This window comes from Streptoalloteichus hindustanus (assembly GCF_900129375.1).
GTDB classification, from domain to species: domain Bacteria; phylum Actinomycetota; class Actinomycetes; order Mycobacteriales; family Pseudonocardiaceae; genus Streptoalloteichus; species Streptoalloteichus hindustanus.
This window is the reverse complement of record NZ_FQVN01000007.1, coordinates 40,660-56,604: the sequence shown is the minus strand read 5'-3', so window position 1 is coordinate 56,604 and position 15,945 is coordinate 40,660. Positions and strand designations below refer to the sequence as shown.

Here is a 15,945-nt window from a genome sequence, read left to right as displayed (position 1 = left end):
GCTCACTTTGGTATGCTTTTTCGGCTCGCGCCGGCCCCCGCCGCTCCGCGTGCCCACCCCCAAGATAATAGCTAACTTAGGTAAGTGATGAGTGAGATGGGTAACAGCGCCGACGGCGAGTCAGCCGTGTCGCGGGTGCTGCCGCGCCTGATGCAGCTGGGCACGGTGCTCAACCGCAGCCAGGTGACGGAGCGGGCCATGGACCGGGTCGGCATCCCGCTGGACCGGCCGGCGATCACGGTGCTCGTCACCCTGCGGGTGGCCGGGCAACCGCTGCGCGTCGGGGAGATCGCCGCGCGCATGCAGGTCGTCGGGCCGCACGTCACCCGGCACCTGCACGAACTGGAGCGGCGCGGCCTGGTCCGCCGCGTCACCGACCCGCACGACAAACGAGCCCGCCTGATCGAGCTGACGTCGGACGGTGGCGCGGCGGCGGGCCGCTACCTGGAGACGGTGGTCGGGTGGTTCACCGGCGCTCTGGCCGACTGGCCCGACGAGGACCGCCAGACCTTCGGCCGTCTCCTCACCCGGTTCGTCGACGACCTCACGGCCCACCTCGGCGCCGTCGACGACGAACCGGCCCCCTGACGAACGCACCTCCACCACCTGCCCCGCTGGCATTTCCGGCCGAGGGGCAGCGGCGCCAGGGCGGGTCGGGAGCGGCTGGTCGGCTCGTCTCCCGTTGATCAGGTCGCCGGTGGTCCGGCGGGCGGGCTCGGCTGGACGCTCGTGTCCACTGTGGACCGAGCGCGCTCCGCTTCCAGCCCGGTCAGCAGAACGCGCAGCCCGAAGTCGAAGCGCGCGTCGAAGTCGACGAACAGCGCGAGCGGGGCGGCCGCGAAGTGGGGGTAGCGCTCGCCGGACACCGAGGCGGTGAGCGCTTCGACCTCGCCGCCGGTGGCGCCCTGCTGTTCGAGCACCTCGCCCAGGATGAAGCTGAAGATCGTGGTGCTGGCCCAGAGCGCGATGTCGGCGGGGAAACCGGCCTCGCGCATGCTCGCCTGCATGGTTTCGCCGAGGGTCAGCGTGTGCTGCTTGGTGGTGTAGGCGCCGCCGACGATGCGCGCCCCGTCCCGCTGCGCCAGCAACGTGTCCCGCAACGCCCGCGCGAGGGCGGTGATGCGCTGCGCCCACTCGGCGTCGTCGGCGAGGTGGACCCGGCCCAGCACTCCGGACAGGACCGTCTCGGCCATCTCGTCGAGCAGGGCCTGCTTGTTGTCGAACAGCCGGTAGAGCGTGGGCAGTTGCACGCTCAGGCTCGCGGCGAGCCGGCGCATGGTCAGGGACTCCAGGCCTCCGGAGTCGACCAGCGCGAGCGCCGCGAGCGCCACGGTCTCCGCCCGCAGCGCTGTCCTGCCGCGAGCCCCGCTTCCACCAGCATTCGTTGACACGTTATCGATGTTATCACTACCTTGAGTCTTGTTATTGATAACGCTGTTAACGCAATAGGGGGCGTTATGGCGAGTGTGGCTCCGGCTCGGCCCGGCACCGAGGCGGTGGAGCTGTCGGTGGTGGTGCGCCAGTTGCGGTGGGAGGCCGCCGGCGTGGTCTCGGTCGAGCTGTGCGCGGCGGACGGACGGGAGCTGCCGCCGTGGCGCCCCGGCGCTCACATCGAGCTGGTGCTGCCCACCGGGATCGCGCGGCAGTACTCGCTGTGCGGGTCTCCGGAAGAGCGGTCCTGCTACCGCATCGGGGTGCTGCGCGAGCGGGGCAGCCGTGGCGGATCCGAGTACGTGCACGCCTTCCTGCGCCCAGGCCAACCGGTGCGGGTGCGCGGGCCACGGGACAACTTCGGCTTCGGCCCCGCGAGCGCGTACCTGTTCATCGCGGGCGGAATCGGGATCACCCCGATCCTGCCGATGGTGCGGGAGGCCGCGGACCGGGGTGTGCCGTGGCAACTCGCGTACGGCGGACGCACGGCGGCCTCCATGGCGTTCCTCGACGGCCTGCGGCAGTACCCGGAGCAGGTGTGGCTCTACCCCGAGGACCAGGTGGGCCGGATACCACTGCACGAGTGGCTCGACCAGCCACGACCCGGCACCGTCATCTACGCGTGCGGGCCGGAGCCGTTGCTGAGCGCGGTGGAGGCCGCCGCCGCGCACTGGGAACCCGGCGCCGTGCGCATGGAGAGGTTCAGGGCCTGGCCCAAGCCCGCCCGGCCGAACACCGAGATCGAGGTGGTGTGCGCCAGGTCGAACCGCACCGTGACCGTGCCCGCCGACCGCAGCGTCCTGGCCGCGCTCCAGGACGAGGGCGTGCCGGTGACCGGCTCCTGCCGGGAGGGCGTCTGCGGCACGTGCGAAACCCGGGTGCTCGACGGCGACCCGGAACACCGCGACGACATCCTCTCCGAGGACGACCGCCGCGCCGGCGACCGCATGTTCATCTGCGTGTCCCGTGCCCGCGGCCCCCGACTGGTGCTCGACATCTGACGAAACCCGAGCTGTGGCAAGGAGAAACGAGATGAGCATCGACATCGGCGCTGCCAGGGGCCCGGCCCCGGAGCGGACGGCGGCCGACGACTTCCTGCCGATCGACATGGGCAGGGTGCGGGAGGTCCTTGGCCACCCGCCGCCGTTCATCGCGGACAAGAAGGAGCCCTACCTCGGGGAGTTCGCCACCCGGTTCATCGCGCACAGCACGTTCTTCGTCGTGGCCACCGTCGGCGAGAACGGGCAGCTCGACGCCAGCCCCAAGGGCGACCCGCCGGGGACGGTGCGCGTGCTGGACCCGTGGACGTTGGCCATCCCGGACCGCCCCGGCAACAAGCTCGCCGACACGTTCGAGAACCTCACCCGCAACCCGGCCGTGGGCCTGGCGTTCTTCGTGCCGGGGGTGCGCGAGACCATCCGGGTCAACGGCACCGCGTTCGTCACCGACGACCCCGAACTGCTGGGCCGGCTCAGCGCCGAGGGCAAACCGGCCGTGCTGGCCACGGTCGTGCGCGTGCGCGAGGTGTTCGGCCAGTGCGGCAAGGCCGTCATCCGCGCGAAGCTGTGGGAGCGCGACGAACGCGGTCTCGCCGAAGCGGTCACGCTGGGCAGCGACTTCTACGCCATGTCGGTCGCGGAGAACGCCGGGAAGATGGCCCGCAGCCTGGGTAACCAGGTTCAGGGACTGGGCGCCGCCGTCGAGCAGCACTACGAACGTGAGCTGTACTGACTTGGAGTCGGTGGCGGTGCGCTCGCTGGACCGACCGGCCTGAGTCACCCGCCGTTTGAGGGTTTGCCCTCGCTGTCCTGCCGATATCGCTCGGAAGTTCCAACTGAGTGTTCAACGATACCGTCGATTGCATGACTGCGGCCGGCGAGAACTTGGTGATCGAGCTCAGCATGGCTGAACTGCGTGGGATCGCGGACTTCGCCGTGGCGTGCGCGGAGCCCGCTTTGGCGCTCTTCGAGCGCGACCGCGCGGAGGACCCGCGTCCGCGGGCCGTGCTCGACGAGGCGCGCAGGTTCGCCGCCGGCGGCCGACGGACGAAGGCGCTCCGGGTGACCGCGTTGGACGCGCACCGGGCAGCGCGGGCAGCTCAAGAAGCGGGGAACGACGCCGCGGCCGCCGCGGCGCGCGCCGCCGGTGGCGCGGGATCAGCGGCGTACCTGCACCCCCTGGCGAAAGCCACGCAGGTCCTGCACATCCTGGGAGCGGCCGCTTACGCGGCGCACGCGTTCGAGCTCGACGCCGGCGACGACCGCGCCGTCGGCGCCGAGCACATCGAGAAGGCACGAGGTCTGGCCAGCCCCACCGTGGTGAGCGTCCTGGCGCGTTACCCCGAGCCTCCGAGCGGTCGCCGCCGCATGGGCGAGCTCCTGCGGAGTCTGGACGCGGCGTTGCGGCAGCAGGCGACGACCAGACGTTGACCGACGGCCGCCACGACCGCGCCGATGACGGGAGTTCAGGGTCGGTTGGCGTGCTCGGCGGTCAGGCGCTCCAGCACCGGAACGATGTCGCGGGGGCTGGGGGTGGCCTGTAAGTCGGCGCGGATGCGTTCGGCGCCGCTGACGAAACCCGGCTCCGACAGCAGACGGCCCAGCGCGTCCTTCACCCCGGCGGCGGTCAGCTCCTCGGGGTGGATCGCGAGGCCCGCGCCGCGCCGCGCGACCCGCTCGGCGATGAGTTCCTCGTCCCACAACTGGATGGGCACGATGAGCTGCGGCACCCCGTGCAGGGCGGCGTTGGCGTAGGTGCCGGTGCCGCCGTGGTGGATGATCGCCGCGCAGGTCGGCAGCAGCACGTGCAGCGGCACGTAGTCCACCAGCCGCACGTTGTCGGGCACCGAGGCGGTGGAGGTGAGCTGGTCGGCGGTCAGCGTCGCCACGACCTCCACGTCGTGCTCGGCCACCGCGGCCAGGATGTCGGAGACCAACACCTGGTCCCTGCCCCACACCTCCCGCTGCGACACCCCCAGGGTCACGCACACCCGGGGCCGCTTCGGCTGCTCGCGCAGCCAGTCCGGGACCGCGGCCACCCCGTTGTAGGGGATGTTGCGCACCGGCACGGAGGTGAGGTCCAGCGGGAACCGCATCCAGGACGGCATCGGGTCCACCGTCCACTGGCCCAGCAGGACCTCCTCGTCGAAGGAGCAGCCGAACCGGGCCAGCGCCGCGGCCAGCCAGCCGCCGACGGTGTCCTCGGCGGCGTCGGGCCGCCCGGCCGCGCGCTCGGTGAAGGTGGTGCGCATCCGGGCCACCAGGTCGTGGCCGAACAGCAGTCGGGCGTGGACCGCGCCGCTGGCGCGGGCGGCGACCGCTCCGGCGACGTTGACCGGGTCCCACAGCACCAGGTCCGGCCGCCACTGGCGGGCCGCCGCCACCAGGTCGTCCACCATCGAACGGTGCCCGCCGGTGGGGAAGTCGTCGCAGAAGTACATCGACAACGACCCGAGGACGAGCATGCGCAGCCACTTCTCCACCCGGCTGTCGGTGGTGGTCGCCAGGCCCACGTCGTCGGTGAGGGCGTCCATGAACTCCTCGCCGGGCCACTGGTCGATGGCGTCCTCGATGCCCAGCGGCCGGCCCACCGGCACCGCGGTCAGCCCGCTGGCGGTGATCCGGTCGACGATGTCGGGGTGCGCGGCCACCCGGACCTCGTGCCCGGCGGTGTGCAGGGCCCACGCCAGGGGGACGACGTTGTAGACGTGGGGCGCGGTGGAGAACGGGGTGAACAGGACGCGCATCAGCAGTCTCCAGTTCGCTCGGGCCACCCGGCGGTTCGGGGGACGGACGCGGTGGCCGCGCGGATGCCGTGGGGGCCGGCCGGCGCCGCCGGTCGCGGGGACAACACCGAGGGCAGCGCCGAGGGCAACTCCGTGCGCCGGGAGACGTTGAGCTTGCGGTACACCCGGGTCAGGTGCTGCTCCACGGTGCTGTCGGTGATCTGCAACCGTTGGCCGATCTCGTGGTTGGTGTGGCCCAGCGCCGCCAGCGCGGCCACCCGCTGCTCGGCGGCGGTCAGCACCCGGCCGGCCCGGTCCCGCCCGCACTCGACCGGCCGGTCGCGTTCGAGTTCCCGGCGCAGGTCCTCGGCGTGGCAGGCTCTGGCCCCGGCCGCGGCGCGCCGGGACAGCAGCCGGGCCCGGGAGGGCTCGCCCAGCTCGTGGTGGGCGCGGCTGAGGTCGGCCAGGACGCGGGTCAGCTCCAGTCGGTCCCCCGCACGCCACAGCAGGGTCATCGCGTCGCCGAGCAGCCGGGGCCGGCGGGCCGGCGGCTCGGTCGCGGCCAGCACGCGCAACGCCGTCCCCCGGGCGCGGGGCCGGTCCGGACCGGCGCGGCCGAGTTGCCGGAGCGCCCAGGCGCGGGCCCGGTCGGGCTGCCCGAGCGCGAGGTAGCACTGGGCGAGGTCGACGCGCCACAGCTCGACCGCGGGCTCGTCGACCTGCGCCGCCCCGGCCAGCCGACCGCAGGTGTGGAACTCGGCCATGGCGGCGCGGACGTGGCCGGTGGCGAGGTGGTGGTGGCCGCACGCCCGCAGGTGCAGCAGTCCGGGCACGGTGCCGGTCGCCGTGTCGGGCACGGTGGTGAGCAGCGCCGTCGCCGCCTCCTCGTGCCGGCCGGCCGCGGTGGCCGCCAGCACCAGGGTGGACAGCGGGAACCCGACCGCCGCGCCCCAGCCCGCCGCGCCGAGCGCGGACAGGGCGCGCCGCGCGGCGTCGAGGGCGGCGCGCAGGTCGCCGCAGCGCAGCGCGAGGTCGGCGTGCAGGCTGCCGAACACCGCCTGCCAGGTCGTGGCCCGGCGGTGGCGGGCCTCCGCCAACAGCGCGACGCAGCGGGGCAGGGCGAGGTCCCGGCGGTCGGCGTCGATCAGGACCGCCAGCGCGCGGACCAGGGCGGGGAACGTCGCGTCGTCGAGCCGGTGGGAGTGCACCACGTGCTCGGCCGCCCGCACGCCCCACCGGCCGGGCCCGCCGAGCGCGCCGCGTGCGCGGTGGCGGCCGTAGAGCCACTGGGCGAGCAGTCGCAGATCGCATGGCGCCGGGCGTCGCGCCCGGTCCAGCAGTGCTGCGGCGTGGTCGAGGTGCCCTTCCCAGAGCAGGCAGCGGGCGGCGACCACGGCGGCGTCCTCGCCCGGCGCGCTGCCGGCGCTGCTGGTGCTGGTGCTGCCAGCGTTGTCGGGGTTGTCGGCGGTGACGCGGCGCAGCGCCGCGGTGGGGTTGACCCGCCACTGCGCGCGGGCCAGCGCGGTCGTGATCGCCGCCCGTTCCCGCTCGTCCCGGCAGCCGGTCAGGGCCAGCTCCCACCACCGCACGGCGGTGGGCACCTCGTCGTCGCCCACGGCCCGCGCCGCGGCTTCCCGCAGCATCGCCACCGGCCAGCCGGGCGCCGCGTGCCCGGCCGCGGCCAGGCTCCTGGCCACCTCCCGGGCCGGCGCGCCCGCGCGGTGCAGCAGTTCGGCGGCCCGCCGGTGCAGCCGCGCGCGGTCGGCGGGCTCCAGGTGCTCCAGCACGGCGGTCGCCGCGGTGGGACAGCGGAACCGCAGGCCCCGCACCAGCCCGGCCTCCCGCAGGACCTCCACGGCGTGCCCGACCGCGTCGGGGTCGGTTCCGGCCAGCCGGGCCAGACCGCCGCGCGTGACCCACTCGCCCAGCACGGCCAGGCCGCACGCCACCCGCAGCAGCGGGGATCCGCCCCGGTGCAGGCAGGTCAGCACGGCGCGGGCCACGGCCCGGCCCCGCCGACGCGGGTCGAGGGCGTCCTCGGCGGCGGCCAGGGCCAGTAGTGGATTCCCGCCGCTGAGGCGGTGGCACTCCCGTGCCAGCTCCTCGGCTCGGGCCGCGTTGCCCCAGCGCGCGGCCAACAACGCGGCGACGCCGTCGGGGGACAACGGGTCCAGCCGCAGGTGCAGGAAGTCGGGGTCTCGGCTCAGCTCGGCGCGAAACGGCGCCGGGCGGAGCCGGGGGTGATCCCACTCCGCGCACACCAGCAGCACCGGGCTGTTCCGGAGGCGGCGGTGCAGGGCCAGCACGGCCTCCCGGGAGGTGGTGTCGGCGAAGTGGGTGTCGTCGACGAGCACGACCACCGGGCGGTGCGCGGCCAGCTCCAGCAAGGCGGCGCAGGCGCTCCGGGCCGGGGGCGGGTCTGCCTCCACCACCTCGGAGGTGATGTGCCGGCGCGCGCCGCGCAGCAGCTCGGCCACCACACCTCCCGCCCGGTCCTGCTCGGTGCGGGCACCAGCGGCGGACAGCACCAGCGCGTCCAGCCCGATCTGGTCGGCGAAGGCGTGCAACAGCGCGGTCTTGCCGACCCCGAGCGGCCCGGTGACCAGGACGGTGCGGCCGTGCCCGGCCAGGCAGGCGGCGAAGGCTTGCCGCAGCGCGCGTTCCTCCGGCTCCCGTTCCACCAGCGCCACCGGCACGTCACCTTCCCGAGCCCATCCGGACACGCCGAAAACCCTGGTACACCAAGGAAAGACGTGCCCGTGGGACCTCAGGCTAGTGCTGGCCGACGGCACCGGCCTCGACCACGGCTAACCTCCCGCTCAACCCCCGAGAACCGACCGGGAGGCCAGCCACGTACTGGCCTTGCTGGATGCTGTCCTGTTCCCGCATTTGGCCAATCTGCGTTTATCCCTGACTGGCGAGCACCGCCCTAGCCATGGGGGCGGATATGCCGCCCTGGCTGACACGCGGCGCGATTGACACCACCAGTCGGCTACGCCCAGAAGCGCACACCTACCCGCAACAGATCTTGTGCCACCGTGAAGTCGCGGGAAGGACCAGCACATGACGGCGCTGGGCTGGCGCTACTCGATCAGCGTCGCGCTGGGAACAGGTCGTGGGCCGCGTCGCTGGACGCGGTCCGGCTGCGGCCTGGCGACGAAGCCGCGACCGTGAGTGCCGGTAGGTGCGCGGTGCGGTGGACGAGCTGATCTCCACAGGCGCACCGGGTCAGTCGGGGTTGGGCGGGTGGACCGCCACCCGTCCTCGACCCGGTGCGCTACCTGCGGCGCAATGTGGTGGAGTGCTGTTTCGACCGGCTCAGGCAGTATCGGGCGAACGCGATCCGGTAGGACAAGAAAGCCCTGATCCACCGAGGCGCGTCGGAGTTGGCGCAAGCGCTGATCAGTAGACAGGTCCATTCCGGACATCTCGCTCCGAGGCCGCCGCCCCGGACCCACGCCACCGCAGCAACGCCCGAATCGTCCGGCGGGAACATCCGGTGCGTTAGGTGTCCTTTGTGGACAGAGGGCGGGCGGGATCAGGCGGTCGTCGCTGGGTTTTCCCCTTCGCGTCGGGTGAGCACCAAGGGGGCGTCGTCGGTGATGGCGACCGTGTGCTCGGAGTGGGCCGTGCGCGAGCCGTCGGCTGAGCGGATGGTCCAGCCGTCGGCGTCGTAGACGATCCGGTCGGTCGTGCGGGCGAACCAGGGTTCGAGGGCGAGGGTCAGGCCCGGCCGGAGTGTCAGACCGCGCCCCGCCCGGCCCTTGTTGGGGACGTGGAGGTCCTCGTGCATCGTGCGGCCGATGCCGTGGCCGCCGAACTCGGTGTTGACCGGGTAGCCGTAGTCGCGGGCCACCGCCCCGATCGCGGCGGAGATGTCGCCGAGGCGGTTGCCGGGGCGTGCCATCTCGATCGCCGCTTCCAGCGCTTCCTCGGTGGCGCGGATGATGCGCAGGTCCTCTTCGGCGGGGGTGCCGACGATGACGGTGCGGGCCGAGTCGGCCGCCCAGCCGTCGATGCGGACCGCGATGTCCGCGGTGAGCACGTCCCCGTCGCGCAGCGTGTAGTCGTGGGGCAGGCCGTGCAGGACGGCGTCGTTGACCGACAGGCAGATGACGTTGCGGAACGGGCCCCTGCCGAAGGACGGCGCGTAGTCCCAGTAGCACGACTCCGCCCCGCGCCGTTTGATCATGCCGCGCACGTGGTGCTCCAGGTCCATGAGGTTGACGCCCACGTCGGCGAGCTGGCCGACCTCGGTGAGCACCTCGGCGACGAAACGCCCGGTCACGTGCATGCGTTCGATCTCGGCGGGCGTCTTCAGTTCGATCACGGGTACCTCGCGTGCTCAGCGTGCCGGTATTTCTATACCGGGGGACCCTAACACTGGCCGGTATAGAAATACCACTCGGTCGTCGGGTGCCCGGCCGGAGCGCGGCGGTCATCGCGTGGCTGGCGGTCTGGCCCGCAGTGCTCGCCGCACCGACGGGGCGTGCTCGACGATCCGCCGCAGCAGGGCGCAGACGGCGGAGACCTCCTTGCCTGTCACGGCAGTGCCGGTGGGCAGGGAGATCACCCGCTCGCCCAGCGCCTCGGTGCGCGGGAGCGGCAGCGGGGCGAAGCGCCGGGGTTCCCGGAGATAGGGCTCGGTGCGGTGGCAGCCGGGGTGGAAGTGGGTGCGCACCAGGACGTTCTCGGCCGCCAGGGCCGCGGCCACCGCGTCCCGGTCCAGGCCGCTGGCCTCGGCGTCGACCTCGATGACGACGTACTGGTGGTTGACGCGGTCGGCGGGGCCGGGTTCGCGCAGCCGCACCCCCGGCACGTCGGCGAGCCCTTCCCGGTAGCGCTCGTGGTGCTCCCGGTTCACCGCGAGCAGCGCCGGCATCTCCTCCAGGCAGGTCAGGCCCATCGCCGCGGCGACCTCGGTCATCTTGGCGTTGGTGCCGATCGAGCGGACCCGGGCGCCGTCGCCCCGGCCGTAGTTGTGCACCAGCCGGACCCGCTCGGCCAGCTCGTCGTCGTCGGTGACCACCGCGCCGCCCTCGAAGGAGTTGATGAACTTGGTGGCGTGGAAGCTGAACACCTCCGCGCCGCCGAACCCGCCGACCGCCCGGCCGGCGTGGGCGCTGCCGATGGCGTGCGCGCTGTCGTAGAACAGCGCCAGCTCGTGGTCGGCGGCCAGGCGGGCCAGCTCCTCGGTCGGCGCGGGGTGGCCCCACAGGTGCACGCCGAGCACCGCGCTGGTGCGCTCGGTGACCAGCCGGCGGGCGTGGTCGGGGTCGATGTTGCCGGTGCGCTCGTCGATGTCGCAGAAGACCGGGGTCAGCCCCTCCCACAGCAGGGTGTGCGCGGTGGCGACGAAGGTGAACGAGGGCAGCACCACCTCCCCGTCCAGCTCGGCCGCCCGGGCCAGCACCTGCAGGCCGAGGGTGGCGTTGCAGACCGCCACGCAGTGCCGCACGCCGGCGGTCTCGGCCAGCCGGGCCTCGAACTCCCGCACCAACGGCCCGAAATGCGTCAGCCAGCGCCGGTCCATCGCTTCCCGAATGCGCCGCAGGACGCGTTCGGGACGGGGGATGTTGGGCCGCCCCACGTGCAGCGGTTCGGCGAAGGCGGGATCGCCGCCGAGGACGGCCAGCGCGGGCGCGGGAAATGCGGTGCCGGGCATCGCGCTCACCCCGATCGGTGGTGGGAGGTGATGAAGTCCCGGATCGAGGCCACCATGTAGCCGACCATCTCGACGGTGATTCCCGGGTACACCCCGATCCAGAAGGTGCGTTCGGTGACGACGTCGCTGTTGGTCAGCTCGCCCGAAATGCGGTAGTGCTGCCCGAGGTAGGCCGGGTGCCGGGTGAGGTTGCCCGCGAACAGCAACCGGGTGCCGATGCGCCGGGACTCCAGGAACCGCACGATGTCGGCGCGGCCGAACGGCGCGTCGGGGGCGACGGTGAGGGCGAACCCGAACCAGCTCGGGTCGCTGTCGTGGGTCGCGCGGGGCAGCAGCAGCCACGGCAGGCCGTCCAGCCCCTCCCGCAGCAGTCGCCAGTTGCGGCGGCGCAGCCGCCCGAACTCCGGGAGCCGGGCGAGCTGGCTGTGCGCGAGCGCGGCCTGCAGGTCGGTCGTCTTCAGGTTGTAGCCGACGTGGGAGAAGATGTACTTGTGGTCGTAGCCGTGCGGGAGCTCGCCCATCTGGTAGGTGAACCGCTTGCGGCAGACGTCGTTCTCGCCCGGCTCGCACCAGCAGTCCCGGCCCCAGTCCCGCAGTGACTCCACGATCCGGGCCAGCACGAGGTTGTCGGTGAGCACGCAGCCGCCCTCGCCGCTGGTCAGGTGGTGGGCCGGGTAGAAGCTCACCGTGCTCAGGTCGCCGAACACACCGGTCAGCCGCCCCCGGTAGCGGCTGCCGACCGCGTCGCAGTTGTCCTCCACCAGGTACAGGTCGTGCTCGGTGGCCAGGTCGGCGATCTCGGCGGCCTCGTACGGGTTGCCCAGCGCGTGGGCGATCATGACGGCGCGGGTGCGGTGCCCGATCGCCGCGGCGACCCGCTCGGCGGTCGTGTTGTAGGTGCCCAGCTCGACGTCGACGAACACCGGCGTCATGCCGAGCTGGAGGATCGGGTTGACGGTGGTGGGGAATCCGCTGGCGACCGTGATCACCTCGTCGCCCGGCCGCAGCCGGGCCGAGCCCAGCTGCGGGGAGGCCAACGCCGACAGCGCCAGCAGGTTGGCCGAGGACCCGGAGTTGGTCAGGTGCGCCTTGCGCAGCCCGATGGCGCGGGCGAAGGCGCGTTCGAAGGCGGTGGCGGAGCGGCCGGCCGCGATGCGCAGCTCCAGGGCGGCCTCGACCAGGGCGACCCGGTCGCTGTCGTCCAGCACCGCGCCGGACGGCAGGATCGGGGTGACGCCGGGCCGGAAGACGACCTCCTCGGCCCGGCGCCGGTCGTAGTCCCGCACCAGCTCCAGAATCCGGCTCCTGAGCTCCGCCGCGTCCGCGCCGTCGCTGTCCTGGCTCATCTGCCCTCCACGTCGGGGTCGGTCCGCGGGGCCCGGGCCCGCCTCACCCGGTGGCGCGGATCTGCGGCGCGGACCAGGACACCGCGGCCCGCGCCCGGATCTGGTCGACCAGGGCGGCGGCCCGGGTGGCGGTGTCCAGGTGCTCCCGGTCCACCCCGCCGCCCCGCGCGAGGTGGGCGAAACGCTCGACGCTGGCCCGGAACTGGTCCGCGGCCGGCAGGGTCAGGGTCTCGGTGCGGTCCTGCCGCTCGATCCGCAGCAGCGGCTGCCACGTCGGCGGGGGAGTGAAGGCCCGCTCCAGCACGATCCGCCCGCGCTCGCCCCACAGCTCGTAGGCGGACCGGTAGGCGTGCTGGAAGCCGAAGGTGAGCTGGGCGGTCGCCCCGTCGCCCCCGCACAGCAGCGCGCTGCCCCCGACGTCGACGTCGCGGGCCCGGTCCCGCGCCAGGTGCGCGCCCACCAGCTCCACCGGGGGCGACAGGAACACCAGCGCGGTGTGCAGGGGGTAGAACCCGACGTCCAGCAGCGCGCCGCCGCCCAGCTCCGGCCGGTAGCGGACGTCCTCGTCGGGCAGCGGGGGGATCGCCATGGCGGCGGTGAGCGTCCGCAGGTGGCCGATCGCCCCGTCCGCGAGCAGTCGGTGGACGTGCTGGTGCTGCGGGTGGTGCACGAACATCCGGTTCTCCCGCAGCAGGAGACCCGTGGCGTCGGCCAGCGCACGCAGCTCCGCGACCTGCTCGGCCGTGCTGGCGAGGGGTTTCTCGGTGAGGACGTGCTTGCCGGCGCGCAGCGCCCTGGCCGCCCACTCCGCGTGCAGCCCGGTGGGCAGCGGGAGGTAGACGGCCTCGACGTCGGCCCGCTCCAGCAGCCGCTGGTAGCCGGACACGGCGACGCCGCCGAACCGCTCGGCGAACCGCTCGGCCCTGGCGGTGTCCCTGCTGGCCACGGCGACGATGTCGGTGTGCTCGCTGCCGGCGATCGCGGGCAACGTCCGGCGCCAGGCGATGCTCGCGCAGCCGAGCACCCCGAACCGCAGCGGGGGGAGCGGCCGGGTCGGGCCGCCTGCGGCTGCCGGGTCGGGCCCGGCCGGGCCAGCGCTCACCGGGCTGAGGTTAGGGGGGACCGCTCAACGAATCCTCGACTGCGACTAGACGTTGTGGGAAACAGCGCGTGCGCCGGTCGGCGCGGCTTTTTCGGCACAACCGCCGGCTGCCGGGCCCTCCGTCTCGTTCCCGCGTTCCCGACGGCTGTTGCCGCAGTACGTCGCGGTGTGACGCAGTTCGGCGACGACGCGGTGGCGCGACTTTTCGCCGGGTCGATGGCGGTCTGTTTGCGTGGCTTTTCTGGGCTCTGTTCGCCGGTTTTGACCGACCGTTCTTGGCGTCGTTGGCCAGCCTTCGCGAACCGCTTGTTGTGATGTTTCTTCGAAGCTTGAAAAAGTTTTATGGCGCGCTGGTCGAACTAGTCGAAGGTGGCTTTGGCGGTTTTCCCTGCGCGTTGTTCGGTGTCCGGGTCCAGAGTGGTTGAGCCGGCGCGGGGCGCGGCAGCGGACTGCCGGGAGTGTAGCCTTCACCAGGCAGAACGACGACGCGCGCGCTCGGTGGAGGTGGTGGGAAACGAGTCGGGGGAACGACGCTGCACGGCTGGGATTCGCCCACGCGGGAGCGCGGGGTGCGGCACCGGGTTCGCAAGCCTCAGGTCCGGCGCGCATATCGCGTGCGCGAATACGTGTGAGGGCCGTGTGGTGGTGGCGCGACAGCGCGCCGACGCATCACGGCCAGGCAACGTCGTGCGGCTTTCCCGCACGTTCGCTCGATCGGAGGTAAACCGCTATCGGGCGTCCTTGCTAGTGTTGTCCTGCTGTCGTATCCGAGGCTCCGTCGACTCCGGTATTGGGGGTGGCGGCGACCGTCGGTCCCTCCTCGTCACGGCGGCGGCGAGGCGGTGCGAACGGGGTCGCGAACATTTTCCGAAGGAACCGAAGGCCGAAGTGACCGAGGACCATTGGGGGGCCTGGTGGAACTGGGCGTTCTTGGGCCGCTGCACCTGAGCGGCGGATCTGTGACCAGCGCGCCGAGCGCGCGGAAGCTGCGCACCGTGCTGGCGATGCTGATGGTGCACGAGGGCAGGCCGGTGCAGGCGGCCGCGTTGATGGGGGAGCTGTGGGGGGAGGGGGTGCCCACCAGCGGCGCGACCACCCTGCAGACCTACATCCTGAAACTGCGCAAGCTGCTGGCCCAGGCGACCGGGCTGTCGCCGGCCGAGGTGGCCCGGCGGATGCTGGTCACCCGCGCGGGCGGCTACCTGCTCGACCTGGGCGCGGCGGAGCTGGACATCCGCTCCTACCGGGAGTTGGTGGCCGCCGGCGGCGAGGCGCTCGCGCTGGCCGACGACGGCTCCGGGGTCCGGCGGCTGACCCAGGCGCTGGCGCTGTGGCGCGGGCCGGCCTTCGTCGACGTGCCGGTCGGCCGGGTGCTGGAGTCGCGCCGGTGCGCCTACGAGGAGTCCCGGCTGGTGGTGACCGAGTACCTCATCGACGCGAAGCTGCGGCTGGGCATGAGCCGCGAGCTGGTCAGCGACCTGGCCTCGCTCACCGTCGAGCACCCGTTGCACGAGGGGCTGCACGCGCGGTACATGCACGTCCTGCACGTGTGCGGGCGGCGGGCCTCCGCGTTGGAGGTGTTCCACCGGTTGCGCACCCGGCTCGTCACCGAGCTGGGGTTGGAGCCGGGGGAGGCGGTGCAGCGGGTGCACCAGGCGGTGCTGACCGCCAACGTCGAGCTGGACGTGTCCGCGCGCGGTGACCGGCCGCTGGGCGAGATCCTGCGGACGCCGGCGTGAGCGGGCGCCGGGCGGGCGAACGGGGTGTTCGGTGTCCGGGGTGCGGTCCCGCGACATGAGGGCGAAGTGTATTCCGCGATCGACTTCCGGGGGTCGACATGACAGATGGTCGACCGACGCGTCCGGCTCCGCGCCCGCCCGGCTCGGCCCTGTCTGGTCTGGTCCAACTCGATCCGGTCTGATCTGACCCCGCCTGACCCGGGTCAGGACCGGGCCTGACCCGGCCTGACCGGGCCTGGTCGGGCCTGACCCGGGTCAGCGGGGCCGGACCGCCTCGTAGATCCCGTCGAGCGCGGCCAGGACCCGCTCGGGGGCCTGGTCGGGGTCGGGTTGGCCGGCGTCCAGCCAGGCCATGATCGCCTCGATCACGGTCGAGGTCGCCAGGTGCGCCGCCCACACCGCCCACGCCCGCTCCGGCGTCGCCCGGTCCATGTGCGGCTGGAGCGCGGCGACCATCGCCGAGCGGAGCTTGTCGACGTCGTCGCGGAACCCGGGCTCGCGGGCGGCGTGGTGGAACAGCAGCCGGAAGGCGTCGGGGTCCTGCGCGGCCCAGCGCACCAGCCCCGGCACGCTGTCCTCGCCCAGTCCGCCGGCGCTGGTGGCCGCCTCGTGCAGGCGCGCGCCCGCCCGGTCCAGCACCGCCTGGTACAGGTCGGCCTTGGAGTCGAAGTGGCGGTAGAGGATCATCCGCGAGATCCCGGCCTCCTCGGCGACGTCGTCGAGGTTGGTCGGGGTGAACCCGCCGGCCCTGGCGAAGGCGCGGGTGGCCGCGGCCAGGATCTGCTCCCGCCGCTCGGTCCGGCGCAGCCGCCGGGGCCGCTCGCCCTCCTGGCCGCCCCGCTCCAGCGCGGCTGACCGGGAGCGGGCCGCGGAGGCCGACTTCCTGGTGTGTGTCGCGTGCGCCGCCATCGTCTCCCCCGATCTGCCCCCCGAGCCGG

Annotated in this window: 13 protein-coding genes; 5 read left to right on the top strand and 8 right to left on the bottom strand. The window is 73.2% G+C overall.

What is annotated here, in order from left to right:
* Positions 1–87: 87 nt before the first annotated feature.
* Complete coding sequence (locus BUE43_RS21940; protein ID WP_327083472.1) at positions 88–588, top strand: MarR family winged helix-turn-helix transcriptional regulator; 501 nt, start codon at positions 88–90, stop codon at positions 586–588.
* A gap of 98 nt (positions 589–686) precedes the next feature.
* Here BUE43_RS21940 and BUE43_RS21935 read toward each other — a convergent pair whose 3' ends face one another.
* Positions 687–1,391, bottom strand: coding sequence for a TetR/AcrR family transcriptional regulator C-terminal domain-containing protein (locus tag BUE43_RS21935; protein ID WP_083960009.1), 705 nt, complete (start codon positions 1,389–1,391; stop codon positions 687–689).
* Positions 1,392–1,457: 66 nt separating this feature from the next.
* Between BUE43_RS21935 and BUE43_RS21930 the strand changes: the two genes are divergently transcribed.
* From BUE43_RS21930 to BUE43_RS21920, 3 genes are all read left to right on the top strand, one after another.
* Entirely contained in the window at positions 1,458–2,432 is a 975-nt protein-coding gene (locus tag BUE43_RS21930) for a PDR/VanB family oxidoreductase (RefSeq protein ID WP_073486306.1), read from the top strand.
* A 31-nt stretch (positions 2,433–2,463) separates the two neighbouring features.
* Positions 2,464–3,162: an MSMEG_1061 family FMN-dependent PPOX-type flavoprotein gene (locus BUE43_RS21925; RefSeq protein WP_073486304.1), complete on the top strand. Its 699-nt coding sequence runs from the start codon at positions 2,464–2,466 to the stop codon at positions 3,160–3,162.
* 131 nt (positions 3,163–3,293) lie between these two features.
* Entirely contained in the window at positions 3,294–3,860 is a 567-nt protein-coding gene (locus tag BUE43_RS21920; protein WP_073486301.1) for a putative immunity protein, read from the top strand.
* Positions 3,861–3,895: 35 nt separating this feature from the next.
* Here the strand turns inward: BUE43_RS21920 and BUE43_RS21915 are convergent, their stop codons facing one another.
* From BUE43_RS21915 to BUE43_RS21890, 6 genes are all read right to left on the bottom strand, one after another.
* Positions 3,896–5,176 (bottom strand): activator-dependent family glycosyltransferase, encoded by a 1,281-nt coding sequence (locus BUE43_RS21915; protein ID WP_073486299.1) that lies wholly within the window; start codon positions 5,174–5,176, stop codon positions 3,896–3,898.
* Positions 5,176–7,845 carry an AAA family ATPase gene (locus BUE43_RS21910; RefSeq protein ID WP_159447768.1) on the bottom strand — a complete coding sequence of 890 codons (2,670 nt, stop codon included), beginning with the start codon at positions 7,843–7,845 and terminating at the stop codon, positions 5,176–5,178. The genes BUE43_RS21915 and BUE43_RS21910 overlap by 1 nt, the downstream gene beginning before the upstream one ends.
* A gap of 848 nt (positions 7,846–8,693) precedes the next feature.
* Positions 8,694–9,485 (bottom strand): type I methionyl aminopeptidase, encoded by a 792-nt coding sequence (gene map / locus BUE43_RS21905; RefSeq protein ID WP_073486295.1) that lies wholly within the window; start codon positions 9,483–9,485, stop codon positions 8,694–8,696.
* A gap of 108 nt (positions 9,486–9,593) precedes the next feature.
* Entirely contained in the window at positions 9,594–10,820 is a 1,227-nt protein-coding gene (locus BUE43_RS21900) for a DegT/DnrJ/EryC1/StrS family aminotransferase (protein ID WP_073486802.1), read from the bottom strand.
* A 5-nt stretch (positions 10,821–10,825) separates the two neighbouring features.
* Positions 10,826–12,166 carry a lipopolysaccharide biosynthesis protein RfbH gene (rfbH, locus tag BUE43_RS21895; RefSeq protein ID WP_073486293.1) on the bottom strand — a complete coding sequence of 447 codons (1,341 nt, stop codon included), beginning with the start codon at positions 12,164–12,166 and terminating at the stop codon, positions 10,826–10,828.
* A gap of 43 nt (positions 12,167–12,209) precedes the next feature.
* Positions 12,210–13,268 (bottom strand): Gfo/Idh/MocA family protein, encoded by a 1,059-nt coding sequence (locus BUE43_RS21890; RefSeq protein ID WP_083960005.1) that lies wholly within the window; start codon positions 13,266–13,268, stop codon positions 12,210–12,212.
* Between the two features lie 959 nt (positions 13,269–14,227).
* Between BUE43_RS21890 and BUE43_RS21885 the strand changes: the two genes are divergently transcribed.
* Entirely contained in the window at positions 14,228–15,007 is a 780-nt protein-coding gene (locus BUE43_RS21885) for an AfsR/SARP family transcriptional regulator (RefSeq protein WP_200797632.1), read from the top strand.
* A gap of 255 nt (positions 15,008–15,262) precedes the next feature.
* On the opposite strand, the gene BUE43_RS21880 is transcribed toward BUE43_RS21885, so the two are convergent.
* Positions 15,263–15,916, bottom strand: a complete 654-nt coding sequence (locus BUE43_RS21880) for a TetR/AcrR family transcriptional regulator (RefSeq protein ID WP_083960003.1) — start codon at positions 15,914–15,916, stop codon at positions 15,263–15,265.
* Positions 15,917–15,945: the final 29 nt, after the last annotated feature.